Genomic DNA, 25750 nt, shown 5'->3' with positions numbered 1-25750 from the left:
GCCCGTGCTCCCGTCACCCTGCGGGCCCGGGAGCTCCGGTCCGTCTGCACGGGCGTCCGGTTGGGCTGCCCGGCGCAGTTCTGGAGCTGAGTGCTCAGTTGCCAGGTGGGGAGCTGGGGAGCTCGGGGGCGCTCGCGAACAGGTCGAGGTACATTCCGCCGGCTATGAGCAGTCCGATCGTGCCGAGAAGGACGCCGCCCAGGGCGACGGCCTTCACCTGCGGGCGCGTGCCGGTCCTCCCGGTGTGCAGGGCCAGCAGTACCCCGCCGATGACAACGGCGCCCAGGGCGAAGATGCCGTTCACGAGTGCGGCGGTATGCCATGGGGTGCCGTAGAAGGCTTCGATACGGTCGCCACCACCACCGATGCTGGCCTCGATCTGGCCGATCAGCTCCTTACGGGAGCGAAGCATGTCGCTGAGGGGGGTTCCGGTGAGGGAACACAGCCCTAGCCCCGCGCTCACGACGGCGACTGCACCTGCCGCGAAACTCCCGGTGGGGGTTGTGGAGCCCGGGTTGTCCAGGGGGTCGGTGTCATGGGCGGCGTCGTGGGTGCCGACGTCCGCCCCGTTCTCGGCTACGCCCTCGTCGAGGGAGGGCTCCTCGGGCTGTACAGGATCCGTGGTTGCTTCCCGCTCCTTCTCGGGGATGTCAGCGCCGGCCTTGGTGATCTTGGTGCTCTCGGTAGCCATAGGGCGCCACCCTACGGGTCGTCCTCTAAACGTCCAATAAGAGCGCTCTTGCCGCTGATCGTGGACGCCGCATGCCAGGCGCTCCTGGCAGACGTCTGCCAGGAGCGAGACAGCGCCCGGTGAGAGGGTGGCCGACCGCGAACCATTCGGAGCCTGGGCCGCGGTGACGTGGGGACACCGACGACGCGCGTTCCCGGTCCCGCCGTGGATTCGCCACTGGGACGGCATGGATGCCGCCGCATCAGTCGGCTCCGCCCAGGCGGGGCATCTCGGCTCAGCGTTTGGGCTTGTAGGCCCAGCGCTTCACGATGAATGGATCCACGGGCTCACGGTGGGCGTAGGGGGCCTGGCAGCCATCGCAACCCCGGCCGCCGGCCGGGGGGAAGGCGAACACGCCACCAGGGAATGGATACATCGCCCACCACGCATGACGCGACCGCCACCCGGCGCCTGCGCCGCATGAACGGAGCGCATGAGTGAACGCGCGGTGTGTGCCTCCACAGGCTGGCGGAAAGCACTCACCGCACACTCCCGTCGACGGTCGGCTCCGCACTCGGGTTTCCTGGCGGCGCGCACGTCGCCGCTGGTGGACGGCGCGCGCGTGCCGTGCCGCCAGGCTCCGCAAGGTGCTCGGGGAGCGTGCAGTAGGGCAGGGCGTCGAGGGGGGCGTCGGTCAGGAACCGGGAGATCAGGTCGGCGAACTCGGCCTCTCGTTCGATGTGGACGAGATGGTCGGCGTTCTTCATGAGGAGGAACGTGGAGCCGGTGATGGTCGCGGCGACCGCCCTGCCCTGGTCCGGGGGGCTGGCCTGGTCGTGCTCGCCGGTGAGGACCAGCGCCTTCACCCCCTGGATGCCTCCGGGGGGAAGGAGTTCCCTGTCGATGATCAGCCGCTGGTGGTAGTCCGCGAAGCGGAGCAGGGCCTGGCGAGGGAATTCCAGCAGTTGGCGGTGCAGCATCCTGGAGACCATGCGGCTCTGGGAGACCTCGGCGGCTGCCGTCGTGTTCATCAGCAGCTCGACCACCTGTCGGGCGGACTCCTCGTGCGTGGCGTCGTCGACGGGCGGCACCCCAGGACGGTAGAGCCGGTCGAAGCGGCGCTGTCCCGCTTTGACCAGGTCGGAAACCCGAGGGCTCAGCCGGGGGGTGGCTCCGATGAGGACGAGGCGGGTGGTGCGGTCGGGGTGCTGCCGCGCCACGCGATAGGCGATCGGTGCGCCCGCCGACCCGCCCATCACGTTGAAGCGAAGGATGCGCAGGGCGTCCATGGCGTGCACCGCCGCCTCGGTCAGATCTTCCCAGGTGAACTCGTCGGGCAGGGACTGGGAATTGCCGACGCCCGGTAGCTCCACGAAGACGATCGCCTGATGGCCCGCCAGGCGTCTTTCCAGACGTGGCCAGGAGTGCATGTCCTGCAGGACTCCGCCGATGATCAGGAGGGGTTCACTGGCCGGGGTCCCGCGGGGGATCAGCACTCGGCACGCGTAACGTGTGCCGAGCCACGACAGCTCGTGCATTTCCTCGTCCGCCTCGGCGAACGGGAAGGCCTTGCACGCAAGGAGCGACGCGCTCGTCATACCAGGGCCGCCCGTTCGTTGACGAGTTGGGACAAGGCGGCGATGGTCGGTGCGGCGAGCAGCTCCTTCTCTCCGATCAGGACGTTGAAGTCGTCCTCGAGGACCATGGACAGCACGGTGACGGCCATGGAGTCGACACCGGCCTGGGCCAGGGTGGCCGTGAGCGTGATCGGTCCGGGCTGGAGGCCCGCACGCTCGGTGAGGATGTGGATGACGTCTAGGGGCATGCGCGTTCCGTTTCGATGGCTCACAGCAGTGCGGTGCAGTCGGTCGGCCAGGTCAGGGTGGTGGCGGCCCACGTCAGGCCACTTCCGAACGCGACGAGGAGGACCTTGTCCCCGCCGCGTACGGTGCCCGAGGCGGCCGCGTCGGCCAGCAGTAGTGGGATGGACGCCGCAGCCGTGTTCCCCACTGACGCGATGTTCGAGGGCATGCGGTCCGGGGGGAAGCGAAGCGTGTCCGCCACCGCCGCGGTGATGGCCGCGTTGCCCTGATGGGCGATGAACCGGTCGACCTCCGCAAGACTCCACCCGGCGCCGCGCACCGCCTCCCGCGCAGCCTGGCTCATGCGGCGTACGGCATGCCGGAACACATCGGTACCCCGCATGTGCACGAAGTGGTCGGACGCGGCGGTCTCGGTGCCGGCTGAGCGCTGCCGCGAACCGCCGGCGGGCAGCACGATCGCATCGCCGAGTTCCCCGTCGCTGCCCCATACCATCGGGCCCAGCGCGCCCGGTGTGCCGGGTGCTCCGCATTCGAGGACGACCGCTCCGGCCCCGTCCCCGAAGAGCGGGGCGGTGGAAGGGTCTTTCGGGTTGGTGATGGTCGTCATGCTGTCGGCCGCGATGACCAGCACCCGGCGTGCGGTCCCCGAAGCGATGAGCCCAGTGGCGACGCCGCAGCCGTACAGGAACCCGGAGCACCCCGCGCCCAGGTCGAACGCCGCGACCGTCCCCAGGCCCAGACGTGAGGCCACGTCCGGCGCCGTGGCGGGTACGGGGCGGTCCGGTGTGGTCGTGGCCAGCACCAGGGCGTCAACCTGCTCCACGCCGGCGGACTTCAGCGCCCGCATCCCCGCTTCGACCGCCATGTCACCGGTGGCCATCCCCGGGTCGACGCGATGCCGCGAGCGGATCCCGATCCGTTCGCGCACCAGCGTGTCTAGCCGCTCGCTCACCACGGCGCGATTCGGCACCTGCGTGGGAGGCAACCACGAACCCACCCCCGTGAGAACGGCGATCCTGGATACACCAGTCAAATCGATCAAATCCGGATGCATGGGGCAGAGGATAGGGGCATATTCATCCGCGGGGCGAAACTGCCCTGTGAGTCGGCCGGTCGATCGCAACCGGTCGGCAGGGCCGGAGAGCGCAAGGACGGCCTACAGGGGCATGTGCAGGCCACACTTCCGGGGGATGAGGCCTGCCCGCACCCCTACCGCCGTACGGTGCGGACCTGGCTACCCGATCCGTCCCGCAGGGGAGGCCGCAAGGGGTGGGCGGGCCTGTCGGCCGCCGGGCGTAGCCCGGGCGCTGTGTGTCCTTGGGGTGCTTGGGACGGTTCGGATCGGCGCGTGCTGCCGAGCCTCCGCACCCGGTGCCTGGAGCCCCGCGCGTTGGTGCCTTGACGGATGCATGTGCGCATCCGTAGTCGAGCGGCAGTTTCCTGTCGATCCGGCCTTCGGGGGCGCAGAGGACCAGAAGCCCCATTGCCTGCTGTCGGCGCGGTCCCGGCCGTTCGGTCGGTGCGGGGGTCGGAGCGGTTCACTGTCAAGTGTGGTCTTGCGGGCGGCTTCGATCGGGACGTCCGCTTCCAAGTCGTTCGTAGTGAGGGTGCGGCATACGGCAGTCGTTGTCCGACGGTGCGAGCCCGCCGTTACTTCGCGAGAAACACCTCAGCCTCGCACTTGTCAGCCCACTCGAATGCCTTGTCGAAATCGCTTCCGTCGTCGAAAGCGAGCATGCCGTCGTCGCCGACCGTCGCCTTGACGCCGTGCGAGCTGAGGCACTTCAGCCACTTGTCCGCCTTGTCCCGGAAATCCGGATCCACCCGGGCGGACCGCCATGACAGCCTTTCGGGCTCGAGCTGCCCGCACTTCTTCTGGCCTGCCGGGAACTTCGGGTCCTTGTCGCCGTCCATGAGGCCCGCGTAGCTGCCCTCCTTGTTCTTTGCCACCTTGACTCCCTGCTTCGCCATGCAGGCGTAGTACACCTCCCAGAGCCTGACCTCCTCCTCATCGGAGCTGTCGGGCCTGATGAGAGGTCGCTCCACCTGCGCCGCCGGCGACGCCTCCTTATGGTCCCCGGTCCCCTTCTTGGAACCCGTCACGCTCGCCACGCCCGTGCTGCCTTCTTCCCCGGCCGGTTCAGCCCCACCGCCGCACGCCCCGAGCAGGAGCGTTCCGGTGAGGGCGGCGACTGCCGCGATCAGACCCCTCGTGCCCGGCGGACGGACGGCATGGGCAACTCGCATGGTGGGAACCTCTCGTGAATTTCCGCTGATCCCGGCTGGGGGATACGGACGGACCGCCTTGGGCGCGCCCTGCCCCGCGGCCGAGCGCGGTGTGAAGCGGGCCAGGTGCCCGCTCCCGGTACCCAACCGACAATGCCCGAGCGGATTCAGAGTCCCTTCAGCAGGACGTATCGAAGTGGTCAACACGGAACGCCCCGCCACATGTCGCGATTGCCCGCGTGGAGCCGCGACGGTATCCGCCCGACGGCCTTGCCGGCGACCAGGCCCGCGCCAAGGAATGGCATCCCGGCCTCGTCCGCCCCGGCGCCGCCGCAGCAGCTCCCGACGCTGCGGGCCTCAACCGCCAACTTCCCCTGCATGACTCGTTCTGCCATCCATCGCGGCCCCCTCCAAAGCGGTGCCCCCGCTGATGGTCGTCGATCGAGCGGTGGTGGGGTGCAGGCAAGGCGGGGAGCTCCTGAGGATCTCTTCTGACGCTTCGGAGCTCTTGACGCGCAGGATGAACTGGCCCAGTCTGAACGAATGTTCAGAACAGGTGTTCAGAACGTTCAGGAGCATGTCGACGTGGCGGTGATCGGCGGCGGCATGGCAGGCATGGCGACGGCACTGCGGCTGCAAGCGGCCGGGCTGTCCACGCTCGTACTGGAGGCGCACGGCCACGCCGGCGGCTGCGCCGGGTACTACCGTAAGCGGGACTTCTCCTTCGACGTGGGCGCGACCACCCTGGTCGACTTCGGCCCCGGCGGTGTCGGCGGCGAACTGCTGGAGACAGTGGGCATTCCGTCGCTGGACGCGCACGAACTGCCCGGCTACCGCGTCTTTCTGCCGGACCGTGAGGTCGTGCTGCACCGCGACCATGCCGCGTGGCACGCCGAGCGGCTGCGCAAGCTCGGCGACAGCGAGGACCACCGCCGGTTCTGGGCGCTGCTCGACCGGCTGGCACACACCTTCTGGCGGGCCAGCCGGAAGGGCGTACGGTTGCCGGTGCGAGGCCCCGCCGACGCCCTTCGCGACCTGCGGGCGGTCGGGCTGCCCGGTATTCGGCTCGCCCGCCACCTGAACCGGACCCTGGGAGAGGCCCTGCGGGACCACTCCCTGCGGGGCGACCGCGCGCTGGTCGGGCTGCTCGGCATGCTGGTCGAGGACACGGTGCACACCAGTGTCGACGACGCGCCCCTCATCAACGCCGCGCTCGGGGTGACCATTCGGGGCGCAGGGCTCAGCCGGCACACCGGTGGCATGCACGGGTTCTGGCGCGTGCTCGTGCAACGCTACCGGGCCCTCGGTGGCACGCTCCGGGTGGGCCGCCGCGTCACGCGCGTCGAAGGCGGCCCAGGCACCTATCGACTGACCACCCGTCAAGGCGTTGTGCACGCCCGCCGTCTCGTCTGCGCGGTCCCCGCCGCCACAGCGGCGACGATCTGCGCGGGGCTTCCGGTCGCCCGCAGACTGCGGACGTACCTGGAGCGGGACGCGGACGCCCTGGGCGGTGCGGCCGTGGTCTTCCTCGGCGTACCCGAGTCCGAGGTGACGGGCCAGGACCTCACGCACCACCAGGTGCTGCAGGCGTACGACCGCCCCCTGGGCGATGGCAACAACATGTTCGTCTCCGTGTCCGCACCCGGCGACACGCTCAGCGCTCCGCCCGGGCACCGGGCGGTGATGATCTCCACCCACACCGAGCTCGCCGCCTGGCGCGGCCTCGACCGGACCGCGTACGAGCAGCGCAAGAAGGAAACCGGCGAAAGGCTGGTGGCCCTGGCCCGACACGTGTACCCACGGCTCGGAGAGCGAGCCGTGTTCGCCCAGACCGGGACGCCCCGCAGCTACGAACGGTTCGGCTTCCGCCCCGGCGGAGCGGTCGGCGGAGTGCGCCAGCATCTGCGCAACACCAACCAGCACGCCGTTCCGCACGACCTCGGTGGCCCCGGGCTGTGGCTCGTCGGCGACTCGACCTGGCCGGGCCTCGGCACGGTCGCCTGCGTGCTGGGCAGCCGCATCGTCGCCGAGGGCATCCTGAGGGAGAAAGGCCGAGCCCGATGACCCCGCCCGATCCGGCCGCAGGACCCGAACCGCCGGTCGCAGCGGCCGCTTTGCCGCCTCGGGTGGCCGGGGCCCCGGCACCGTCCCTGCCGTCTCTGGCGGATCTGGGCGAGGATCTCCTCGTCACCACACGCCGACAGAGATTCGTCGCCCTCTGCCGCCCCGGCGCCGGGGTGCTGTGCTTCGCGGGCGCCGTGTGGTTGGGCTGGTGGTGGCTGACGCCCGTGATCGTCTTCGGCATCTTCGTCGCCGTCGTGACCGTCACCCACGACGTGGTGCACCGCACTCTGGGCCTGTCGTCCCGCGCCACCGACTGGGCGTTGTTCGCCATGGGGTTGGTCCTGCTGGAGAGCGGGCACGCCTACCGGTCCACGCACACCCAGCACCACCGGATCTTTCCGCACCCCGACGACCCGGAGGGCTATCCAGCCGAGCTGTCGCTGCTCGGCGCCGTTGCCTACGGCCCCGTGTTCCTCGTGCGCCTGTGGTTCTGGTCCTACCGGCGTGGGCCGGACCGCTGCTGGCTCCTCGCGGAAGCCATGGTCCCGTTCGCCGCGCTGGGCGGGGGAGTGCTGGTCCTGCCCCACACGCCAGGGCTGTTGGTCTATATGGTGATGGCGATCGTCGGGAGTTGGGTGTACCCCCTCCTGACCGTGTACCTGCCGCACCACGACTACGGAGATACCCCGTTGACGCAGACCCGCACCCTGCGCGGGAGGATCATCCCCGCCGTCTTCCTGGAGCTCACCTACCACCTGGAACACCATCTCTACCCGCGCGTGCCCAGCCATCACCTGCCGGAGCTCTCGCGCCGGCTCGAAGGCCACTTCGCCGCGCACGGGGTCCGGCCGGTGCGAGTTGTCTGACACCCGTGACCGTGTCCTGGACGCCGCCCTCGCCTGCCTGGTGCGCAATGGCCACGGAGGTACCACCGCCCGGGCGATCGCCCAGACCGGAGGCTTTGCGCCCGGGGTGATCTACTACCACTTCTCGGACCTCGACGATGCGCTGGTGGCCGCGCTGGCACGGACCAGTGCGTCCCGGATACGGCGCTATCGTGCCGAGCTGTCCGGGACGGACCGGGCCGTTCACGCGGTCGCACGGCTCCGCGAGCTGTACGACGAGGACATCGAGACCGGGCACGTCGCCGCCGTGCAGGAGCTGTACGCCGGCGCCAGGCCCGAATCAAAGCTCTCCGCCCAACTGGTCCTCGAAACCCGGAACTGGGAGAAGCTGGCCGAGGAGCTGCTGACCGGGCTACTGCGCGGCAAGCCACTTGCGTCCGTGGTACGCGTTTCCGTACTGGCGAGCGCGGCAGTGGCGTTCTACCTCGGCATGGAGACCCTCACCCACCTCGACGGTGACCGCTCCCGCTCACAGGCCCACTTCGACCAGGCCGCCAGGCTCGCCGCGATCTTCGACCGGATCCCCCGTCTGAACCGGCGGACGCGAAAGTCGCCCTGAGCCATCCGGCTGTGCGGTGCGATCGCTCAGCGCTTCGAGCGTCCCATCGGCCACTTCCATCCCGTTGCTGGTTGGTGCGCCTTGTTGGCTCTGGCACCACCCCACGCCAGCGGCGCCGAAGGAGCGGAGGATCGACGAGTACGTGATCGCGTTCTTGCGTGTCTGTTCGCTCTCGTCCGTGGGGGGGGGCGTGAAACGACCTCTTCTGCTCACGTGATGTGCCCTCGAACACATCCATGTCCGAGGGCCACAGCAGCGTGGTGGTGCAGCCGCCGGCACTCTTCCGTTCTCCGTCGTCCTTGGACGTCCACGGCTGCCGGCTTCTGCGGTACTAGTCAGTGTTCAGCTGAGCGGTGATCTCCGAGGAGAAGGTGCTGACGCGGGTGTAGAGGCCGGGAAGGCCCGGCTTGCCGCAGCCGATGCCCCAGGAGGTGATGCCGGCGAGGACTCCGTCGACGACGAGCGGGGTGCCGCTGTCGAAGTCGCAGGTGTCCACTCCTCCGTGGGTGAGGTCTCCCGCGCACGTGTACTGGGCGGGGTCGTATGCGTCGCCGTACGAGTCGGCGTTGGCGCATGAGGAGTCGGCGGCCATCGGGACCGTCGCGGTGCGCAGCACTCCGCCGTCGAGGGCTCCGGAGGACGTGGCGCCCCAGCCGAGGATCCGAGCGGTCCGCCCGGGTTCGTACAGGTCGCTCGAATCCGGGCTCGCGATGGGCAGGGTCGGGGCGTTGATCGGCGACTTGAGGGTGAGTACGGCGACGTCGTTCCGGTAGCCGGTCTCGCCCTTGTAGGTGAAGGTGGCGTAGCGCGGATCGCGCCAGACGCGGGCCACGCTCACCTTGGTGCCCTTTGAGGACCACATGTTGTCGCGGCCGGAGACCACCTGCAGAAGTCCAGGGGTCTTCAGGAAGGCGTCCACGCAGTGCCCTGCCGTGAGGACTTTGGTCGGAGCGATCAGAGTGCCGCCGCAGAACGCGAACGGGACCAGCACAGGCTTGACCGCGACGGCCCAGGGGTAGTCCACAGCCCGGGCAGGCTGGCCGCCCTGGACGGCCGCGGCCGGAGTCGCGGTGTTGAGCAGCGCGGCGGAGACCAGCGCCGTTGTCGACAGAGCCGTGACAGCGCGTTTGCCTATGGCATTGATCATCACGAGAGACCGTCCTTGTATGACATGAGGGGGGTTATGGAGTCGCATCGCCCATACGCCGTTGTGGCTTGGTACGGATGGGCCGGCTGGGCGAAGTTGTACGACGGACGTGTGGTGGCGTGTGACGTAGGGTCTCCGCCGTTGCCATCCCTGGAGCACACGTCCTGGACGATGACTGGTCATCGTCCAGGCTGACCACGGCCGACAGGACTGCCGGACACCTGGCGATCATCAGGTGTCTGCGCTGGCGCGGTTCGCTCCCTCGGGCGGCACCCCGATCATGCACTGCCGCTCGTATCATCCTGGCCCGTCTCCGCGCGGTTCGCAGACAACTCGATCTTGGCGATCCGAGAACAGTGGTCTGGTTGGCTACAGTTGCGTTGAGAAGAGGGGCCTGAGCCCTGATCGGTTCCATGGAACTCCGGTCCGATCGGGCTCGGGTGTAGCCGGCAGAGCAGTTCCGCGCCGGACGCCGACCACCACGGCCTTCGCCGTCACGGAATCCCGCAGTTTCCTGGTGCGGGGCATCGGCTGTACGTGCAGCTCGCTCCCATCGCCACCGCACAACACCGGCGCACTTCGTTCGGTCCGGCGGGTCGTGAGCGTAGCCGGAGACGAATGGCTGTGACGGTCACCGTGCCAGGGAAGAGGTACGCCTTCTCACCCAATGAGTTGGCACGGGGCAGAGCCCTTGGAGCGTTGACCGTGCGCTCGACTTCGCTGCGGCGCTTGCAGGCCGTGTTCGGCGGATCGCCGACGGGCCACAGGGGGTGGCCACTCAGAGGCTGATTCAGGCGGTGGGGATGCTGTGAGCTCAATCAGTACAGATGCAGAGAGGTCACAGGTGGCGCCCCCGCCGTGGTGGAAGGAACTGGTCGGCGTCAGCGAGGTCCTCGCGAATACTGACCGTGCCGAGGTTGCGAGCTGAGGTCGACGCAGCCGGACGCAGACGGCCCTGCTCATCGCGGGCTCCATCAGCATCGGGTGATCAGCCGAACTGAACCGATCGCTTTGCCAACCCCATCCAGAATCCGTCGATCACGCTCCGCTGTGCGTCCAGTCCGCCGAATGCGTCGGCGGCCCCCATGGTCACGAACAGCGGCGCGAAGTGCTCGGTACGCGGATGAGCCAGCGCTCCGGCCGGGGACTTGTGCGTGAAGTCGAGCAGGGCGTCGACATCGCCGGCGTCCAGAGCACGGTGGCCCCAGTCGTCGAACTCGGCCGACCAGGAGGGGATCCCGTCGTGGCGCAGAGCGGCGAGGTTGTGTGTGAAGAAGCCCGAGCCGACGATCAGGACGCCCTCGTCACGCAGGGGGGCGAGCCGGCGCCCGATGTCCATGAGCTTCTGCGGGTCGAGCGTCGGCATGGAGATCTGGAGAACGGGGATGTCTGCGCCGGGGTACATCTCGACCAGTGGCACGTACGCGCCGTGGTCGAGGCCCCGGTCGGGTGCCTCCTGCACGGTGATGCCGGGCGCGCTCAGCAGCTTGCGCACCGATTCGGCGAGTCCTGGAGCGCCCGGGGCGGTGTACGCCACCTGGTAGTAGCGCTCGGGGAAGCCCCAGAAGTCGTACACGAGCGGCACGGTCTCGGTGGCGCCGAGGGCGAGCGGGGCCTCCTCCCAGTGCGCGGAGACCATCAGGATCGCCTTGGGGCGCGGCAGGTCGGTCGACCAGGCAGCGAGCTGGCCGGGCCACAGAGCGTCATCGGCGAGCGGCGGGGCGCCGTGGGAGAGATACAGCGCGGGCATGCGCTCCGGTGCGGGCACGGCGGACACAACATCCTCCTTCACGTCTCAGTACAGCGTTGCACGCCGCGGTCGCTCAGTCCGAACGACCGCGGCATTGCGGTCGAGTACCGGCTACCGCCGACGGGATTGCCGTGCGGCGGCAGCCGGCGGTCGGAACATGGTGCCCCCGTTCTCGCTCGGCTGGAAGATGAAGCCCCGGCAGACGCGGGTGAGTACCTTCATCATGCTCCTCCCCGTCGCGCGGTGGCGTCAGAACAGGCCGTTGCCGTGCGGCAGGTCAGCCGGGACCGGAGCGATGACGTCCCAATGCTCGACGATCTTTCCTTCGGCGACGCGGAACAGGTCGTAGTACGCCACCGGGACACCGAACTCGCCCTCGGACTGCACCAGCACGAACTCACCCTCGGCGATGACTTTGTGGACGTTCTTGTAGACGAGGTTCTTGCCCTGCTCGGCCCATGTCGCGGCGGCCGCGCCGAAGCCGTCCAAGCCGTCAGCGGCCTCCGGGTTGTGCTGGCGGTAGGTCTCGGTGGAGATGTAGTCGGTGAGTACCGAGTAGTCGGCGCCGACCAGGACCTTCTCGGCGAACTCCGCGACCAGTGCGCGGTTGGCCTCGGTCTTCTCGACCTCGGTGACGTCGGCGGGGCCGTCCGTCTGCGTACGGCCGGAGGCGGTGTCGGTGACGACGGGAGTCAAGGCGTCCCAGTGCTCGGCGAGCTTGCCGTCGCCGTCGACGCGAAAGATGTCGAAGCCGACCATCGGGGCAGGGCCGAATCCGAAGTACGTCCCATGCAGGACCACCAGATCCCTGTCGGCGAGGACGCGGGCGCCCTCGTAGCGGAAGTCTCCCGGCAGACCGGCGACCAGCTGGCGCAGGGCCTCGGGGCCGTCGGCGGCCAGAGCGCTGTGCTGTGTGTAGCCGATGGAAACCCAGCGGTCCACGGCGGTCGGGTCCTTTTCGCCGAACAGCTCGGCGGCGGCGGTCAGGACGGTGTTCTTGGGGTTGCTCATGGTGCTTCTCCTTGTGCGGGAAGGGGGTGGGAGCCGGATGCCGGCCGAGTGTGCTGGTCAGGGAGGCGGAGGCGATGCGCAGGCGGAATCCGGCAGTGCCATGCGAAGCCGCAGCGCCAAGAGCGGTGGTTGCTCCGCAGTACGCCGCACTCTCCTCCGCCCTTACTTCTTTCCGACATCCACGTGACACCGGCTGGTGCCGCACTTCCAAACTAGGAGGACAGTGGCATGCACTCTGATTACACTTGCGACTAATGATGGCCAAAAACCGACACAATGCCTCTCCGGGAAACGTTGAGATCGCGGAGATCTCCTTCACCGCCCCTGCCGGAACCCCTGCGGGCATCGAGGTGCTGCCCCTCGCCGACCTGCGCTCCCGCGCACCGGCCGAGCGCCTCGCGAACCCCCAGCGCCCGGACTTCCACCACCTGCTCACCCTCACCGGCGGCAGCCTGCGGCACACGGTGGACTTCACCGCCTACGCCCTCGAACCCGGCTCTTGGCTGTGGGTACGCCCCGGCCAGGTCCAGCAGTGGGGTGACCTCACTCACGCCGAAGGCACCCTGATCCTGTTCCAGCAGGACTTCATCGACGCGGCCTCCGCCCGTACCGCCCGCATCGACGACCCTCATGCCCCGGTCCTGCGCCGCCCGCTGCCCGACGACGCGACGGCGCTGCTCCAAGCGGCCGACCACCTCACTGCCGAGTTCCACGCGCTCGGGCAGCTGCCCCTGGAGATCCACATGGCGGCCCTGCGCCACCTGCTGTCGGTCCTGGTGCTGCGCCTGGCCCACCTGACCGCACCCGCGGGCAGCCCTGCACCCGATCCCCACCACACCTACCTGCGCTTCCGTGATGCCGTCGAGAAGGATTTCACCAGCACACGCCAGGTGGAGGACTACGCCCGGGCCCTCGGCTACTCGGCCCGCACCCTCTCCCGGGCCACCCTCGCCGCCGCAGGCCTCGGGGCCAAGGAGTTCATCGACCGCCGCGTCATCCTCGAGGCCAAACGCCTTCTGGCCCACAGCGACCAGACTGCCACCCGCATAGCCGGCCGGCTCGGCTTTCCCAGCGCCACCCACTTCAGCAAATACTTCCACCAGCGCACCGGACAGACCCCGATCGCCTTCCGCGACACGGTCCGCGGGCACTCCGGCACGACACACGACGGCGCCGTCTAGTCGCCGGGACCCAGCAGCCCGCCCGAGAGGACACGATCGCCCGGGGGGAGCGGCGGTCCGCCTGGACATCTGCCACCCGCCAGCGGAGAACCCCGAGACCGGACCTGCTGCGGTGGTCCGGCACCGGCGCCACCTCGGCAGGCCCCGCTTGCGGCCGGACGCGGCCGCTTGGCCGATGTGCGTTCCGGATGGCCGACGGGGCAGCGCTCCGCGCATCCCTCGTTCGCCCCGCACGTCGTGTCACCTTGAGTGACGGAAAGTCTTACTGTCGGTGATGGCATTGTTCGCGGTGAGACGGAAGAGACAGGTGGAAGGCTATGCGTGGAACACGACGTGCGTTGCGCGTGCTCGGAGCGTGTGCGGCGGCGCTGGCGCTGGCCTTGACGGCCCCGGGCACGGCGCACGCGGCCAACGGTGTGTTGATCATCGACGGGGCGCGGTACATCGCTCCGTCGGGTTGTCACCCGCTGGGTGACTTCGTGCCCTCGAAGGTCGCCAACTACACGGATGAGGTGGCCTTTGTGTGGTCTGGGTCATTCTGTGACGGGCGGGTGACGGCCGCCGTCATGCCGGGACGGGTTGTGCGCCCGGCCCCCGGCAGGAGCCTGTTCATCGCCTGACGACGCGGCGCGCGTACCGCCTGACGACTGCTCAGGCTGCCTTGAGCGACCCGGGGTAGTCCTGGCGAGCGCATCCTCCCGCTCCGGCAGCACCTGGAACAGCAGCTCGGCGCCACGGAAACCGAGTTCCATGTGCGGTCGCTGCGGCGAGCCCGACGCTGCAATGGCGAGCCATCGACGTTGGATGACTGTTACGCCGGTGGGGTGGCCGCGTCGCGTTCGGCGAGCTCTTTGATCGTGAGTAGCTGTTTGCGCATCATGATCAGGTCGCCCCAGGCTGTCAGGCGGCGCTGTATGCGGTGCAGCGGCTTGGCTCGCTTTTCGATGTCGACGGTTGTGATCAGCCGGCTGCCGTGGGGTGTCGGTTCGAGGAGGTAGGTGACTGCCATGTGTCCGTGCCGCTTTGCCGGCCCGTCCGGGAGCACCCCGGTGATATGGCGGTCGGTCTCGAAAGCGACGATGCGGAACACCATGAACGGCTGTCCGGTTTCGAGAGGCTCTGCCTTCTCTGGCAGTTGGTCCGGGCTCTTGCGTCCGCGGAAGTCGATCCAGTCGTAGCTGTAGGGTGCGGAACGCAGCTGCACAAGCCAGCGGAAGACGAGCTCCGGCGGCGCTGCCACGTCGACGGCTCGCGTCCAGCGCTCGTAGGGCATGCTCATGAAATCGTCGCAGGGACAGTCCGCGTGATGCTCTGCCGCGCTTGCGCCCCATACCGTGCCGGTCAGCTCCATGTTTGGAGCGTACGCCCGTGGTGTTGACGGAGCGCCGGCCGAGGTCTGCGGCTTGGCTACGGATGTCGTAAGGCCCCGGAGGCGTGCGGTCGTCGGGGGCCCGTCAGCCGCTCGCACAGGGAACGGCTGACGGGGGGGAGGGAGGTCCGCGGCCGTCGCCCACCCGATGTCCGTCCGCGGGAGCGCAGCGCACCCGGTCCAGGGCGAGCGCCGAACTCGTCCTCGTGCAGTCGGGCATCTGCTGAGCCGCTTTCAGGACGCGACATCAGCAGGTGTCGAGAATCTGACTCAAGCGTTCGGCCCCGCGCTGCTGAATAAATCGGGTGGATGGCAGCGCTTCTCTCTGTTCGTTCGCCGCTATGCCTCCAGCAGCAGTGTCAGGCCTCCGACGGTGTAGCAGATCATGAGCACCAGCAGGGGGAGCTGTCCGGCGACAGCGCGAGACGGTGGGAAGAGGCGGACGGATCGGTCGTGGGCGGCGATCACGCCGAAGACGTGGCCGAGGACGATCGCGGTGACCTGGAGGGAGGCCACGGCACCTGTCGAGAGGAGATCTGCGGGTGGGGGCGGATTGTCAGTGCCCCATGCGATGGTGACTGTGCGTGGGGATTCGATGATGAAGAGTGAGAAGTAGTGGGCGAAGAGGTAGCCGGTGGCGATGGGGAGGAGGGAGTGCGCGAAGGCGTTGGTGGGACGCTCATGACCCGGGCCCGAGATGAGGCGTGTGGCGGCAGCACAGGAGGTGTAGAGCAGGGCCACGATGACGCAGGTGGCGGTCAGGCCAAGGGTGGCGGCACCGGTCCGGCCCAGGGGAGAGGTTTGCAGTGTGGTGATCCACCACGGCGCCTTGGAGAAGCCGTCGTAGGCGGTGCTGCCCAGCATGACGCACAGCGTGGCGGCGAGACCCGGTGCGACGGGGACGCCGTCCAGGCTGTTGAAGGGGCTGCGCAACACGAGAAGGTGGTCGTTCGGGCGGCGGCCCAGGGGGGAAAGGTGCCCGAGAAGCGCGGAGTACACCTCAAAGGCGTCGCTGCGGTCGAACCAGTGTGCCCCGTACACCGCTGCCCCGGCGAGCTGGGCGACGGAGTAGAGGAAGAAGAACGTGATCAAGGCGGCGAGGGAGGCAGGCTCCCGTGAGGCGAGCTCCAGCCAGGTAAAGACGAACAGGCCCACGGCTGCGGGCCAATAGCCCAGGGCCTTCGGCAGGGGGTGCCCGGAGCGAGGGTCTCGATCGAGGGCACGGCAGGTGTAGGCATGGAGAGTGCGCAGGGGGTTCACCAGACGCCAGACGGGGCCGCAGAGAAGGGAGGCGGGCACCAGGCCCACCCAGAACAACACGTAGACCGTGCCGGGGGCAGGGTTGCGGTCGGGGTCGTCGGGGCCGAGGAGGAGGTGGACGGCGACGAAGCCGGTGGCGGCGAGGCCGAAGGCTTGCAGGACGCGGCGCAAGGGCGCGCCGTCCGCCGCGCGTTGGAGGACGGCAGGCAGCGGACGCCCGGCGGTGACGCCAGAGAACCTGGGGGTGGTCCAGAGCAGGCCCAAGGCGAGGAACGAGACGAAGAGGGCCGTGAAGGCTCCGGCATAGGCGTAGAAGGCTGAGATGGGCAGGTCCTGGCGGCTGCCGATGCCGTGGGCGAGCTCAAGAGCGTGGTCGACTTCGAGGTCGTGGATCATGAGCGGGTACCGGGCAAGGGCGGGACGGGTGCCGCGGCGGTCTGCCGAGACGTCGCGCCGGTGAGCGGTGTCATCAGCGGACGACGAGCTGGATGAGGACGAGCTCCGACTCATGGGTCTCGACCGCGAACAAGCCCGTCCGGACGGCCACGAAGGACAGCTTCTGGGTGCGCTCCGGAGTCAGCTCGGCGGTTATGTCGAAGCCATGAACGTGCAGTTCGTCGGCCTGGTCGCTGGTGACGACGAGGGTCACCCGGGTGCCCTTGGCCACTTCGACGCGGCGGGGAGCGGGGCTGACCTTGTTGCCCGTGACACTGATGCGGATGGTTCTGGTGGACGGACCAGCGTCCTCGTCTTCGTGGTTCTGCATGTCACTGCCGGAATCGTCGGGCGGCTGGGTTGCCGGCGCGACGGGAGCCGTTGCAGTGTCGTGGCTGGTCCCGGGCTTGTGGTGGGTGGTGGGCCGGGCGCAGCCGACCTGAGTCAGGGTGACCGCGAGGACAGTGCCGATGGCGAGGGTGGCAAGGCGCGGGGACGCGGTTCGGTTCCTCATGACGCCGCCATCTTCGTGTCCGGTCCGGGCTCCGCCGGGCCCTCGGTGCGCACGTCGTCATCGCCCGTAGCCGCCGTAGCCCGATCCTGGGACCGGCTCTCGCTCGTGGCGCCGCCCACCTGCTCCGCCTGGCCGGCGGCAGCGATCACCGCCCAGACCACCCAAGCCACGCCCACCAAGGTCCGCAGCCACGCTGGGCTGAACGGAGTCCACGGCACCATCACGACGGCCTTGTCGCAGGCGTCGAGCACGGTGAGCGCGCCCAGCCCCACCGTCACCCAGCCGAACACCCTGCGTCGCTGAAGTAACCGCAGGCCCATACCGGCCCATCCGAGCCCGAGCAGCAACAGCGACACGGCTGGGATCACCGTATGGTCGTACGACCTTGACGAGCCGAACACATCGACCACCAGCCCGGCCAGCCCCACCCCGGCGGCCGCCGCCCCCCACCGATCGTGGCGCAGCGTCCGCCGCCACAGCACTCCGCCGACCAGTGCCAGTACGGCCGCCACGGCGATCGCGATCTGAGTCTCGATCCGCTCCACGCCCCGCGCGCCGTACCAGTCGCACCCTGCCGGCAGCTTGCGCGCCCGCACGTCGTATTCCGAGCACACCAGCAGCTGTACCAGCTTCACCGGCTCGCCGGCGATGCGGTCGCTGCCTCCTGACACCTCACCCGGCTTGTCGCCGCACTCCGGCAGCGTCCGCGGGTTGCTCGGACCCGCGAGGCCGGACCAGCAGTTGCCCTCGCCCTGGCCGTCCCACCAGACGGAAGTCCTGTTGGGGCGGGAGTTGTCCTCCCGGTCGACGCCGAGGTGGTTGCCGATGAAACGGTTGTGGTGGGAGGTGTCCCACTGCTTCTCCATGCCCTCCTCGCCGCGGATGAACCCGGGCACGGCGTGCAGCACGAAAGCGGTGCGCTGGTTGCCGTAGATCCAGTTGTCCTGGAAGAGGTTGTAATTGCCGCCGGCGATGATGACGCCGGATCCGACCGGGACTGGGATCTGAGGACAGACGACGCCCTTCTCGTAACCCCGCTCGGCGGGCGGCTTGGCGCAGGTGCCTTCGCGGACGTGGCGGTAGTAGTCCTGGTTGTTGTCGTGGATCAGGTTGCGTTCGAACTTCGAATGGTCCTGCGGGAGTCCGGGATGACCGGGGAAGGCGCTGTCCATGGCGGCTCCCGCCATGTTGTGGTCGAACTCGTTGTCGTGGGCCCAGACGGAGTTACCAGCGGTGCCGGAGTAGCCGACCATGTTGTGGTGGCTGCGGCAGCCCGTGATCTCCATGGAGTAGCGCTCGACGTCGTAGCCTCGGTCGCTGTTGACGTCGGAGGCGCTGCCCGGATAGATGCCGGAGTCGCCGTTGCCGTAGGACTCGCAGTCCTTGTACAAACCGTGATCGCTGGCGAAGGTCAGGAAACCGTACTCGTCGTTCCAGCGGGTGAGCACGTCGTCGATGACGAAGCCGTCGCCCGCCAGGATGTAGAGCGAGTTGAACGTCGAGCGTTGCGCGGTGAAGTTCTTGAAGTAGATGCCGTCGGCCATGTCCGCCCGGATGACGTTGAGCTTCTTGTACCTGCCGTCGATGATGACGTCGTTGCGGCTGGCGCCGGTGCCCTCGATCTGCAGATCCCTCTTGCCGAGGATCGCGATCAGGTTCTGGCTGTTGGGGCACCGCTCCTGCTGCTCGTACGACAGCACTTGGTATCCGAACGACGACGTGGGTGCCTTGAGCCGGGTGCACTCGCCTGTGGGGGCCGACTGGGTCGGCTCCTCCAGATACAGTCCCGGCAGAATCGCGATGTTCATGCCCGGCTTGTCGACGGCGTTCACCGCTTCCTGAAGATGCCGGAATCCGTTGCTCTGGCAGCGGTCGAAGAGCCGGATATTGCGGTCCTTCAGTTCCGCCGGGAAGTCGGAGATCCGCCGCTCGAAGTCAGCACGGTCGGTCTTGCACACAATGAGATCGGGCTCCGCGCTCCGATACGCGGGCACGCTCCCCGAACCGTCCGGAAAGTCCACGGGACGCTCTTCGTGCGCCATCACGGGCGTGGCGCCGACAAGCACGAACATGCAGGCTAATAAGACGCTCAGGGCACTGCGGGGCCTCGGCATGGCGGAAGAGTAGAACAATGCTCATCATTTGTGATCCCCTGGCACATCACACGTTCTGGTCGCCGTTCCAGCCCGGCGTCGAGGCAGCCGCGTCACCAACGGCGCGACGGCGAGGATCATGTTTGTGCAGTGCGGCGAGCACGTGAAACGTGTCATGAGGCAGGAGCGCGCCCGCACCGAACTGCAACAGGGCGTCAACCGCGTCGCGAAGTCCTCGGTGACCGAATTCGGCACCCTGACCGAGACCGCCGCGAACGGAATGCGCGGGGGCTCGGGGCGTCGCGTCCTGGGATCCGTCGCACCTCCAGGGGCCGACCGGTCCGATCACGATGAGTCTCGGCGGCGGCGAGTACCGTGCGCGCTTCCCCGGATCGCGGCGCGTGTGAGGCCATGCTTCCCGATGCGTACCTCGCCCATGCCGAGGAGCAGCAGGCTGACGTGGCCACAGGGGCCGAAGGCGTAAGAGCCCGAGCCATCGCCAAGAGGCCTTGAGGCCATGGGGCCGCCAGAGAGAGCCGCCCGCCAGGACCGGTCCGCCACTTGGGCAGCACTACGTCTCCGACGACACCATCGGAGACGACGGGTGCACGGTCAGGCGGGGGAGGGCAGCACAGGGACGCGAGGGACCCAAACGGCTGTTCCCGGTTGCAGCGGGTACCGGGCCGACAGAGCATCACAGCGACAGAGACCTGCGCCGGGTTTCGCGCCGGCCGTTGCCTGCTTCGGAGTGATGCACCATGGATCCGTCCTCGCTTGCTGCTATCGAGTCGGTTGTCGGTGGCGGCAGGGCCGTCATCATGGCCGAGGACAGCATCGTCGTGGACGCCGTGAGAGCCACTGTGAAGAGCGGCAGGACCGCCACCTTCTATCTGACCCGCGCCCAGTTCTCGGCTGTCAACGCGTGGTACTGGACGCCGCAGCGGATGAAGCACATGGGGCTCGAGCCGGTGTCGGACGAGGAAATGGCCCGGATCAGAACCGAGCTCGGAGCCGAGGCGTGCGGTTCGGCCTACTCCAACCGCATCAAATGCCCTAACGGTCACACATACGGCGCGTTTGAATTCGTGAAGCAGGGAATCGAGGAGCACGGGCTGGAGACCACCCGAGCGATCTTCAGCCTCAAGGACACGGCCGTCATCCGCGCCAACCCCCACCAGCAGGTGGTTTGCACGACGTGTCGGCGTCAACTGGCGACCCCTCACTACTACGTCTACTGGGGCTACGGATGCTGCGTGGACCTGGACGACACCTCGACCGCCGCCTTCGCGGCCCGACACGGCTGAGCGCTGGCACCAGCGACTTGTGCCGGGTCCCAGCGCTCACGGTTGGCCACTGCTGAACTGTTTCCAGCAGGCCCTCCTCGTGCTGGTCCATCTCCACAGGAACGAGGCGCTGGAGCGGGTGGGCTCAGGTTCGGCGTATCGACCGCCACCGCCGACCGGTACGTGACCGAAACCGTCGACGTCCTGGCCGAGCGTGCTCCCACCCTCCCTGGGGCCCGGGCACCCGCGACCCGAGCGAGTTTCGTCGCACCGTGAGGTCGAGGCCGTCGAGGGCCTGCTTGTGCCTGTACCTCTTCCGCAGACCTTCGACGATGATCGCCGGAGTGCAGTCAGACAGAACCCCTCCTCGGCTGATCAAATTTGACTAGAGCTGTCAAGGTGGGGCACCGTAGAAGCAGCTAGACAAATTTGATGAGCATGCGAAAGCTGCATGGATCGCGCCTGGGTGAACCTGGATCGGGCCGGTCTGATCAAAATCATCTAGAAGGGGAGATGCGCATGTCAGCGATCCGGCTGCTGGTTCTCGGCGCGGTCCGCCAGCACGGACGGGCACACGGCTACCAGGTACGCAACGACCTGGAGTACTGGGGCGCCCACGAGTGGTCCAACGCCAAGCCGGGCTCGATCTACCACGCACTCAAGCACATGACCAAGCAAGGACTCCTCGTCGCCCACGAGGTCGCACCGAGCACCGTCGGCGGCCCGCCCCGCGTCGAGTACGAGATGAACGACAAGGGGACCGAGGAGTACTTCACACTGCTGCGCGAGGCGCTGAGCGCGCACGAGCAGAAGGCCGACGTGCTCTCGGCCGGCATCGGCTTCATCGTCGATCTGCCACGGGATGAGGCCGTTGCACTTCTCAAGAAGAGGATCACGGGGCTCGAGCAGTGGCGGTCCACGGTCACTGAGTACTACACACCGGCGGACGGGCCCGAGCAGCTCGGGCACATCGGCGAGATCATGAACCTGTGGGTGCACTCGGCCGACGCCGGCGCGGAATGGACGCGTGGTCTGATCGAGCGGATCGAAGGCGGCGCCTACACGTTCGCCGGGGAGGGGGAACCCTTCGTGGGCGTGCTTGCGGACGATGAGCCGAACCCGTTCGCGACCGACCTGCATCCAGAAGGCAGCCGCGTGACCAAGCGCCCCGTGGACGGCGGACGTTGACCGGAGTGCCGAACCAGGGGGCGGAACAGATGGTGTGGATGTCACGTGAGCAGGCCGGCCTGCTGGCGCAGTGCGCGGTGGTCTTCGAGGCGGGCGATCCGGCGCGTACCGGAAAGCTCGCGTTCCGGTACCCCGACGCCCCGCCCGGACCCGACGCCCCGCCCGGCCCCGGCCCCGGCCCCGCCGCACAGTTGCCCTTCGGCGAAGCCGGTGAAGCCGACCTGGTCACCGCCGACGGAGGCACCCTCGCGGTGAGCCGCTGCCCGGTCCTGCGGCTGACCGTCGCCGAGGCCCTGCCCGCCCTTACCCTGGCCCGTCGGCTCCACACCGAAGTGAACGCCGACCGGACGGCGAACGGCGCCGCAGAGGTCTCTCCCAGCCCCTCCGCCGCGTTCTGGGGCGCCGCGACCGCTCTCGGCCTGCATCTCGCCGCCCGCGAACGGCTGCTCCCCGGCGTCTCCGTCACCGGCCACGACACCTGGCGCGCCGGCCCGCTCGCCCCGGAGGACGTCCAGCGCATTCGTGAACTGGCCGCCGCGGCACCGGCCGAGGCGCTCGCCGTCCCCCTGCCCGTCCCGCCTGGCGGCCCGCTGCTGCTGCGCGACGCCGCCGCCCTGCTCCGCTCCTTCGTCGACGCGGTCGCCGACACCCTGCCGCGCACCGCCGCCGCCCCGGCCGTGGCCGGCCGCCGGGCCTTCGCTGCCGACGAACCCCAGTACGTCCCCCATCTGCGAGCCTGGGCCGAGGAGATCTCCGCCGGTATCGACTCGGGCGTACGACTGGCCCTGCGTGTCGACCTGGTGCCCGGTGCCGGTGCCGGTGCCGGTGCCGGTGACGGCCAGGCGCCCGCCCTGCGCCTGGTACCCCAGGTGTCCAGCCGGGCCGACCCGACCCTCAGCGTCGACGCCGACGAGCTGTTCGCCTCGGTTGAAGCAGCCGGGCTCGGACCGCGGGCCCAGGCCGACACCGTCCTCGCCGTACGACGGGCCGCCGACATCTGGCAGCCCCTTTCCCGCTTGCTGCCGGTGCCCTCCGCCCTCGAACTCGCCGCCCACGAGGTCCAGGACCTGCTCGGCGACACCACCGCCCGACTCGCCGCCCACGACGTCGAGGTGCTCTGGCCCGAGGACGCCGTCCCTTCCCTCACCACCCGAGTGGTCATCGGCGGCGCGCTGACCCCGCCCACCGACATGCGCTCCTTCTTCGGCGGCAACGGCACCGTCGGCCTGCGCTGGCAGCTCGACCTCGACGGGGAGGCCCTCACCGAGCAGGAGATGGCCGAGATCGCCGCCGTAGACCAGCCGCTGACCCTGCTCCGCGGGCACTGGGTGCTCATCGGCGCGGATATCGCCCGCAAGGCCCGCGACCGCGACCTCAAGCCGCTCACCGCCATCGAGGCGCTCGCCGTCGCCCTCACCGGGTACACCGAGACCGGCGGCAAGCAGGTGCGGGTCGCGCCGAGCACGTGGCTGCTCGCCCTGCGCCGACGCCTGGCCGAACCCGACCGCGGCACCGAAACGGTCGAGCAGCCCGCCGCGCTCGCGGCCACCCTGCGCGACTACCAGCTGCGCGGCCTGCGCTGGATGGACCGCCTCACCTCGCTCGGCCTCGGCGGCTGCCTCGCCGACGACATGGGCCTGGGCAAGACCGTCCAGCTGATCTCGCTGCACCTGCTGCGCCAGGAACACCCGCACAGCGTCGGCCCCACCCTCGTCGTCTGCCCCGCCTCCCTTCTGGGCAACTGGCAGCGTGAGGTCGGCAAGTTCGCCCCCGACACGCCCGTCCGCCGCTACCACGGACCCGGCCGCACCCTGGCCGGCGTCGGCTCCGGCTTCGTCCTGACCACCTACGGCACCATGCGCCTTGACACCGAGCGGCTCGGTGCCCACCGCTGGGGCATGGTTGTCGCCGACGAGGCGCAACACGTGAAGAACCCGCACTCCAGCACCGCGAGGTCGCTGCGGCTGATCCCCGCCGATGCCAAGATCGCCCTGACCGGCACCCCAGTTGAGAACAACCTCTCCGAGCTCTGGGCCGTCCTCGACTGGACCACCCCCGGACTCCTCGGCAGCCACGGCCACTTCCGCCGCCGCTGGATCGCCGCGATCGAAGCCGAACACAAGCAACGCGCGGAATTCGGACCACCGCCGGGCGAGAAGGGAGAGTACGGTTCCGCCGCACAGCGACTGGCCGAACTGGTCAGGCCGTTCCTGCTCCGCCGCAAGAAGTCGGACCCGGGCATCGCCCCCGAGCTCCCGCCGAAGACCGAGACGGACCGTCCGGTCTCCCTCACCCCCGAGCAGCGGACCCTGTACGAGACCCAGGTCCGCGAGACCATGGCGCAGATCAAAGCCACCGAGGGCATCGCCCGAAGCGGTCTGGTGCTCAAGCTGCTCACCGGCCTGAAGCAGATCTGCAACCATCCCGCGCAGTTCCTCAAGGAGGCGGAAGGCACCCGGCTGGCCGGCCGTTCCGGGAAGCTGGAACTGCTCGACGAACTGCTGGACACCATCACCTCCGAGGGGGGAGCCGCCCTCGTCTTCACCCAGTACGTCACCATGGCACGCCTGCTCGAGGCACACCTGCGCGAGCGCGGCGTCCCCACGCTGCTGCTCCACGGCGGCACCCCGGTGCCACGCCGCGAGGAGATGGTCCGTCGGTTCCAGGACGGGGAGGTGCCCGTCTTCCTGCTCTCCCTCAAGGCCGCCGGCACCGGACTCAACCTCACCCGCGCCGACCACGTCGTGCACTACGACCGCTGGTGGAATCCCGCGGTGGAGGCCCAGGCCACCGACCGTGCCTACCGCATCGGGCAGACACGCGCCGTCCAGGTGCACCGGATGATCGCCGAAGGCACGGTCGAGGACCGCATTGCCGCCCTGCTCGAAGCGAAGAAGGGCCTCGCGGACGCCGTACTGGGCTCCGGGGAGCAGGCACTGACGAAACTGACCAACGACGAGCTGGCCAACCTGGTCGAGCTGAGGAGTACGGGATGAGCGGGGACGAGACGGGCGCGCGGGGCTTCCCGGCCTTCGCCGCGCGCCGGGGCAGCCGGGCACGCGGCCAGTCCTGGTGGGGCAAGGCCTGGGCGGACGCGCTGGAGGACACCTCCCTGGACGAGGAGGCCCTGAAGAAGGGCCGGGCCTACGCGCGCACCGGCCGGCTCGGACCGATCACGATCAGCCCCGGGCGCATCTCCACCACCGGCTACGAAGGCGACACCCCCTTCAAGACGGTGCTCACCCTGGAGGAGCTTGACGAGGACGACTGGGAGCTGCTCTGGGAGAAGACCGCAGAGCGGCCGGACATCATCGATGAACTGCTCGCCGGTGAACTGCCGCCCGACCTGCTGGAGGCCGCCGAGGACGCAAGGGTCCGGCTGCTGCCCGGCTACGGCGACCTGGAGGCGGACTGCGACTGCGACGCGCTCGACCACCCCTGCAAGCACGCGGCCGCGCTCTGCTACCAGGCGTCTTGGCTGCTGGACGAGGACACGATGCTCCTGCTCCTGCTGCGGGGGCGCGGTGTGCAGGCGGCGCAGGAGGAACTCCGGTCCGTCCTGCTGATGCAGGCGATCTTCGGCGGCCTCGGGGACGAGGACGACGCCGCTGAGGCGGAGGAAGAAGCGACGGCCGCTGCGACGCAGCTGCCGGACGGTACTCCCGCCGAAGAGGTCTTCGGCCGTGCGTCGGCGGTGCTTCCCGAGCTGCCGCCGCTGCCCGGCCCGACCGTCATGCAGGACACGTCCACTGGGCCCGCAGCCGACCCGTTGGAGCAGCTGGTCACCACCGCGGGCGTGCGCGCCCGTGAACTGCTCGCCTACACCCACGGTTTCACCGCCGAGCCGCCGGCGCCCCTTGGCCTCTGGCGGGACTGCGTACGGATCGCGGCGACCCGCCCCGATGCGCAGGTCCTGGCCCGTCTGCGGGAAGCCTGCGGCAGCCCGGAGCAGCTGGACCGGGCGGCCGAGGCGTGGCGGCTGGGCGGGAGCGCCGGGCTGGATGTGCTGGAGGAGGCTTGGACGCCGCCGAAACAGGACACCGCCCGGGCCCGCACCGCGCTCACCGCGGGCTGGGAGCAGAACGAGCTCCCCGAGCTGGAGGTGCGGGACAACCGCTGGACGCTGGCCGGCCGCGGGCTCCAGCTCCGCTACGGCCGGGACGGCCGCTGGTACCCGTACCGGCAGGAGGGCGGTCGGTGGTGGCCGGCTGCCTCACCGCACCACGACCCGGCCGAGGCCCTCGCCGAGCTCCTCGACGGCTGAACCGCCGT

General features: G+C 69.2%; 22 protein-coding genes. 10 read left to right on the top strand and 12 right to left on the bottom strand.

Annotation, left to right across the window (positions count from 1 at the left end; all coding sequences use genetic code 11):
- Positions 1-94 precede the first annotated feature (94 nt).
- The 5 genes from ACFV6V_RS16510 to ACFV6V_RS16490 form a co-directional block, all read right to left on the bottom strand.
- Positions 95-691: a hypothetical protein gene (locus tag ACFV6V_RS16510; RefSeq protein WP_385565015.1), complete on the bottom strand. Its 597-nt coding sequence runs from the start codon at positions 689-691 to the stop codon at positions 95-97.
- A gap of 518 nt (positions 692-1209) precedes the next feature.
- Positions 1210-2268, bottom strand: a complete 1059-nt coding sequence (locus tag ACFV6V_RS16505; RefSeq protein WP_385565012.1) for an alpha/beta fold hydrolase — start codon at positions 2266-2268, stop codon at positions 1210-1212.
- Entirely contained in the window at positions 2265-2495 is a 231-nt protein-coding gene (locus ACFV6V_RS16500) for an acyl carrier protein (RefSeq protein WP_361290952.1), read from the bottom strand. Before ACFV6V_RS16500 ends, ACFV6V_RS16505 begins: the two co-directional genes overlap by 4 nt.
- A gap of 20 nt (positions 2496-2515) precedes the next feature.
- Complete coding sequence (locus tag ACFV6V_RS16495; protein WP_385565009.1) at positions 2516-3547, bottom strand: beta-ketoacyl-ACP synthase 3; 1032 nt, start codon at positions 3545-3547, stop codon at positions 2516-2518.
- A gap of 596 nt (positions 3548-4143) precedes the next feature.
- Positions 4144-4605, bottom strand: a complete 462-nt coding sequence (locus ACFV6V_RS16490) for a hypothetical protein (RefSeq protein ID WP_385565006.1) — start codon at positions 4603-4605, stop codon at positions 4144-4146.
- Between the two features lie 657 nt (positions 4606-5262).
- Between ACFV6V_RS16490 and ACFV6V_RS16485 the strand changes: the two genes are divergently transcribed.
- From ACFV6V_RS16485 to ACFV6V_RS16475, 3 genes are read left to right on the top strand one after another with little or no spacing between them, the layout of a single operon-like run.
- Positions 5263-6783 (top strand): phytoene desaturase family protein, encoded by a 1521-nt coding sequence (locus ACFV6V_RS16485; protein WP_385565004.1) that lies wholly within the window; start codon positions 5263-5265, stop codon positions 6781-6783.
- A complete protein-coding gene (locus ACFV6V_RS16480; RefSeq protein ID WP_385565001.1) occupies positions 6780-7649 on the top strand; it encodes a fatty acid desaturase family protein in 870 nt (289 codons plus the stop codon). The genes ACFV6V_RS16485 and ACFV6V_RS16480 overlap by 4 nt, the downstream gene beginning before the upstream one ends.
- Positions 7642-8247: a TetR/AcrR family transcriptional regulator gene (locus ACFV6V_RS16475; protein ID WP_385564998.1), complete on the top strand. Its 606-nt coding sequence runs from the start codon at positions 7642-7644 to the stop codon at positions 8245-8247. The genes ACFV6V_RS16480 and ACFV6V_RS16475 overlap by 8 nt, the downstream gene beginning before the upstream one ends.
- Positions 8248-8578: 331 nt before the next feature.
- Here the strand turns inward: ACFV6V_RS16475 and ACFV6V_RS16470 are convergent, their stop codons facing one another.
- From ACFV6V_RS16470 to ACFV6V_RS16460, 3 genes are all read right to left on the bottom strand, one after another.
- Positions 8579-9394 (bottom strand): S1 family peptidase, encoded by an 816-nt coding sequence (locus tag ACFV6V_RS16470; RefSeq protein ID WP_385564996.1) that lies wholly within the window; start codon positions 9392-9394, stop codon positions 8579-8581.
- A gap of 988 nt (positions 9395-10382) precedes the next feature.
- Complete coding sequence (locus ACFV6V_RS16465) at positions 10383-11144, bottom strand: dioxygenase (protein WP_385565049.1); 762 nt, start codon at positions 11142-11144, stop codon at positions 10383-10385.
- A gap of 249 nt (positions 11145-11393) precedes the next feature.
- Positions 11394-12155, bottom strand: coding sequence for a nuclear transport factor 2 family protein (locus tag ACFV6V_RS16460; protein ID WP_385564994.1), 762 nt, complete (start codon positions 12153-12155; stop codon positions 11394-11396).
- 257 nt (positions 12156-12412) lie between these two features.
- Here ACFV6V_RS16460 and ACFV6V_RS16455 point away from each other — a divergent pair, with 257 nt between their 5' ends.
- Positions 12413-13336, top strand: a complete 924-nt coding sequence (locus ACFV6V_RS16455; protein WP_385565046.1) for a helix-turn-helix domain-containing protein — start codon at positions 12413-12415, stop codon at positions 13334-13336.
- 317 nt (positions 13337-13653) lie between these two features.
- Positions 13654-13956, top strand: coding sequence for a hypothetical protein (locus ACFV6V_RS16450; protein WP_385564991.1), 303 nt, complete (start codon positions 13654-13656; stop codon positions 13954-13956).
- Positions 13957-14147: 191 nt separating this feature from the next.
- On the opposite strand, the gene ACFV6V_RS16445 is transcribed toward ACFV6V_RS16450, so the two are convergent.
- The 4 genes from ACFV6V_RS16445 to ACFV6V_RS16430 form a co-directional block, all read right to left on the bottom strand.
- A complete protein-coding gene (locus tag ACFV6V_RS16445; RefSeq protein WP_385564989.1) occupies positions 14148-14687 on the bottom strand; it encodes a hypothetical protein in 540 nt (179 codons plus the stop codon).
- Positions 14688-15044: 357 nt separating this feature from the next.
- The gene (locus ACFV6V_RS16440) at positions 15045-16361 is read right to left on the bottom strand and encodes a hypothetical protein (protein ID WP_385564986.1); all 1317 of its coding nucleotides are present in this window, start codon (positions 16359-16361) and stop codon (positions 15045-15047) included.
- A 73-nt stretch (positions 16362-16434) separates the two neighbouring features.
- Positions 16435-16914: a hypothetical protein gene (locus ACFV6V_RS16435; protein WP_385564985.1), complete on the bottom strand. Its 480-nt coding sequence runs from the start codon at positions 16912-16914 to the stop codon at positions 16435-16437.
- Positions 16911-18986 carry a hypothetical protein gene (locus tag ACFV6V_RS16430; protein WP_385564982.1) on the bottom strand — a complete coding sequence of 692 codons (2076 nt, stop codon included), beginning with the start codon at positions 18984-18986 and terminating at the stop codon, positions 16911-16913. Before ACFV6V_RS16430 ends, ACFV6V_RS16435 begins: the two co-directional genes overlap by 4 nt.
- 839 nt (positions 18987-19825) lie before the next feature.
- Here ACFV6V_RS16430 and ACFV6V_RS16425 point away from each other — a divergent pair.
- The 5 genes from ACFV6V_RS16425 (at position 19826) to ACFV6V_RS16405 (ending at position 25742) form a co-directional block, all read left to right on the top strand.
- Positions 19826-20311 (top strand): hypothetical protein, encoded by a 486-nt coding sequence (locus ACFV6V_RS16425; RefSeq protein ID WP_385564979.1) that lies wholly within the window; start codon positions 19826-19828, stop codon positions 20309-20311.
- Positions 20312-20353: 42 nt separating this feature from the next.
- Positions 20354-20566: a transposase family protein gene (locus ACFV6V_RS16420; protein ID WP_385564976.1), complete on the top strand. Its 213-nt coding sequence runs from the start codon at positions 20354-20356 to the stop codon at positions 20564-20566.
- Between the two features lie 243 nt (positions 20567-20809).
- Positions 20810-21478, top strand: coding sequence for a PadR family transcriptional regulator (locus ACFV6V_RS16415; RefSeq protein WP_385564974.1), 669 nt, complete (start codon positions 20810-20812; stop codon positions 21476-21478).
- Between the two features lie 29 nt (positions 21479-21507).
- A complete protein-coding gene (locus ACFV6V_RS16410; protein WP_385565043.1) occupies positions 21508-24474 on the top strand; it encodes a DEAD/DEAH box helicase in 2967 nt (988 codons plus the stop codon).
- Positions 24471-25742 (top strand): SWIM zinc finger family protein, encoded by a 1272-nt coding sequence (locus tag ACFV6V_RS16405; RefSeq protein WP_385564971.1) that lies wholly within the window; start codon positions 24471-24473, stop codon positions 25740-25742. Before ACFV6V_RS16410 ends, ACFV6V_RS16405 begins: the two co-directional genes overlap by 4 nt.
- The last annotated feature ends 8 nt before the right edge of the window (positions 25743-25750 follow it).

Origin of the sequence: Streptomyces sp. NPDC059828 (assembly GCF_042731955.1) — a bacterium.
In the GTDB taxonomy this organism is placed as follows: domain Bacteria; phylum Actinomycetota; class Actinomycetes; order Streptomycetales; family Streptomycetaceae; genus Streptomyces.
This window is presented reverse-complemented; position numbering and strand designations above follow the sequence as displayed.

What these genes read in the sequence shown, in the direction of transcription:
- ACFV6V_RS16450 (WP_385564991.1), top strand. Translation starts at nt 13,654, where the DNA reads ATGCGTGGAACACGACGTGCGTTGCGCGTGCTCGGAGCGTGTGCGGCG.
- ACFV6V_RS16415 (WP_385564974.1), top strand. Translation starts at nt 20,810, where the DNA reads ATGTCAGCGATCCGGCTGCTGGTTCTCGGCGCGGTCCGCCAGCACGGA.
- ACFV6V_RS16405 (WP_385564971.1), top strand. Translation starts at nt 24,471, where the DNA reads ATGAGCGGGGACGAGACGGGCGCGCGGGGCTTCCCGGCCTTCGCCGCG.
- ACFV6V_RS16445 (WP_385564989.1), bottom strand. Translation starts at nt 14,687, where the DNA reads ATGGAGCTGACCGGCACGGTATGGGGCGCAAGCGCGGCAGAGCATCAC.
- ACFV6V_RS16480 (WP_385565001.1), top strand. Translation starts at nt 6,780, where the DNA reads ATGACCCCGCCCGATCCGGCCGCAGGACCCGAACCGCCGGTCGCAGCG.
- ACFV6V_RS16465 (WP_385565049.1), bottom strand. Translation starts at nt 11,144, where the DNA reads ATGCCCGCGCTGTATCTCTCCCACGGCGCCCCGCCGCTCGCCGATGAC.
- ACFV6V_RS16410 (WP_385565043.1), top strand. Translation starts at nt 21,508, where the DNA reads ATGGTGTGGATGTCACGTGAGCAGGCCGGCCTGCTGGCGCAGTGCGCG.
- ACFV6V_RS16500 (WP_361290952.1), bottom strand. Translation starts at nt 2,495, where the DNA reads ATGCCCCTAGACGTCATCCACATCCTCACCGAGCGTGCGGGCCTCCAG.
- ACFV6V_RS16435 (WP_385564985.1), bottom strand. Translation starts at nt 16,914, where the DNA reads ATGAGGAACCGAACCGCGTCCCCGCGCCTTGCCACCCTCGCCATCGGC.
- ACFV6V_RS16430 (WP_385564982.1), bottom strand. Translation starts at nt 18,986, where the DNA reads ATGTTCGTGCTTGTCGGCGCCACGCCCGTGATGGCGCACGAAGAGCGT.
- ACFV6V_RS16460 (WP_385564994.1), bottom strand. Translation starts at nt 12,155, where the DNA reads ATGAGCAACCCCAAGAACACCGTCCTGACCGCCGCCGCCGAGCTGTTC.
- ACFV6V_RS16485 (WP_385565004.1), top strand. Translation starts at nt 5,263, where the DNA reads ATGTTCAGAACAGGTGTTCAGAACGTTCAGGAGCATGTCGACGTGGCG.
- ACFV6V_RS16510 (WP_385565015.1), bottom strand. Translation starts at nt 691, where the DNA reads ATGGCTACCGAGAGCACCAAGATCACCAAGGCCGGCGCTGACATCCCC.
- ACFV6V_RS16455 (WP_385565046.1), top strand. Translation starts at nt 12,413, where the DNA reads ATGGCCAAAAACCGACACAATGCCTCTCCGGGAAACGTTGAGATCGCG.
- ACFV6V_RS16470 (WP_385564996.1), bottom strand. Translation starts at nt 9,394, where the DNA reads ATGATCAATGCCATAGGCAAACGCGCTGTCACGGCTCTGTCGACAACG.
- ACFV6V_RS16425 (WP_385564979.1), top strand. Translation starts at nt 19,826, where the DNA reads ATGGCCGAGGACAGCATCGTCGTGGACGCCGTGAGAGCCACTGTGAAG.
- ACFV6V_RS16440 (WP_385564986.1), bottom strand. Translation starts at nt 16,361, where the DNA reads ATGATCCACGACCTCGAAGTCGACCACGCTCTTGAGCTCGCCCACGGC.
- ACFV6V_RS16495 (WP_385565009.1), bottom strand. Translation starts at nt 3,547, where the DNA reads ATGCATCCGGATTTGATCGATTTGACTGGTGTATCCAGGATCGCCGTT.
- ACFV6V_RS16505 (WP_385565012.1), bottom strand. Translation starts at nt 2,268, where the DNA reads ATGACGAGCGCGTCGCTCCTTGCGTGCAAGGCCTTCCCGTTCGCCGAG.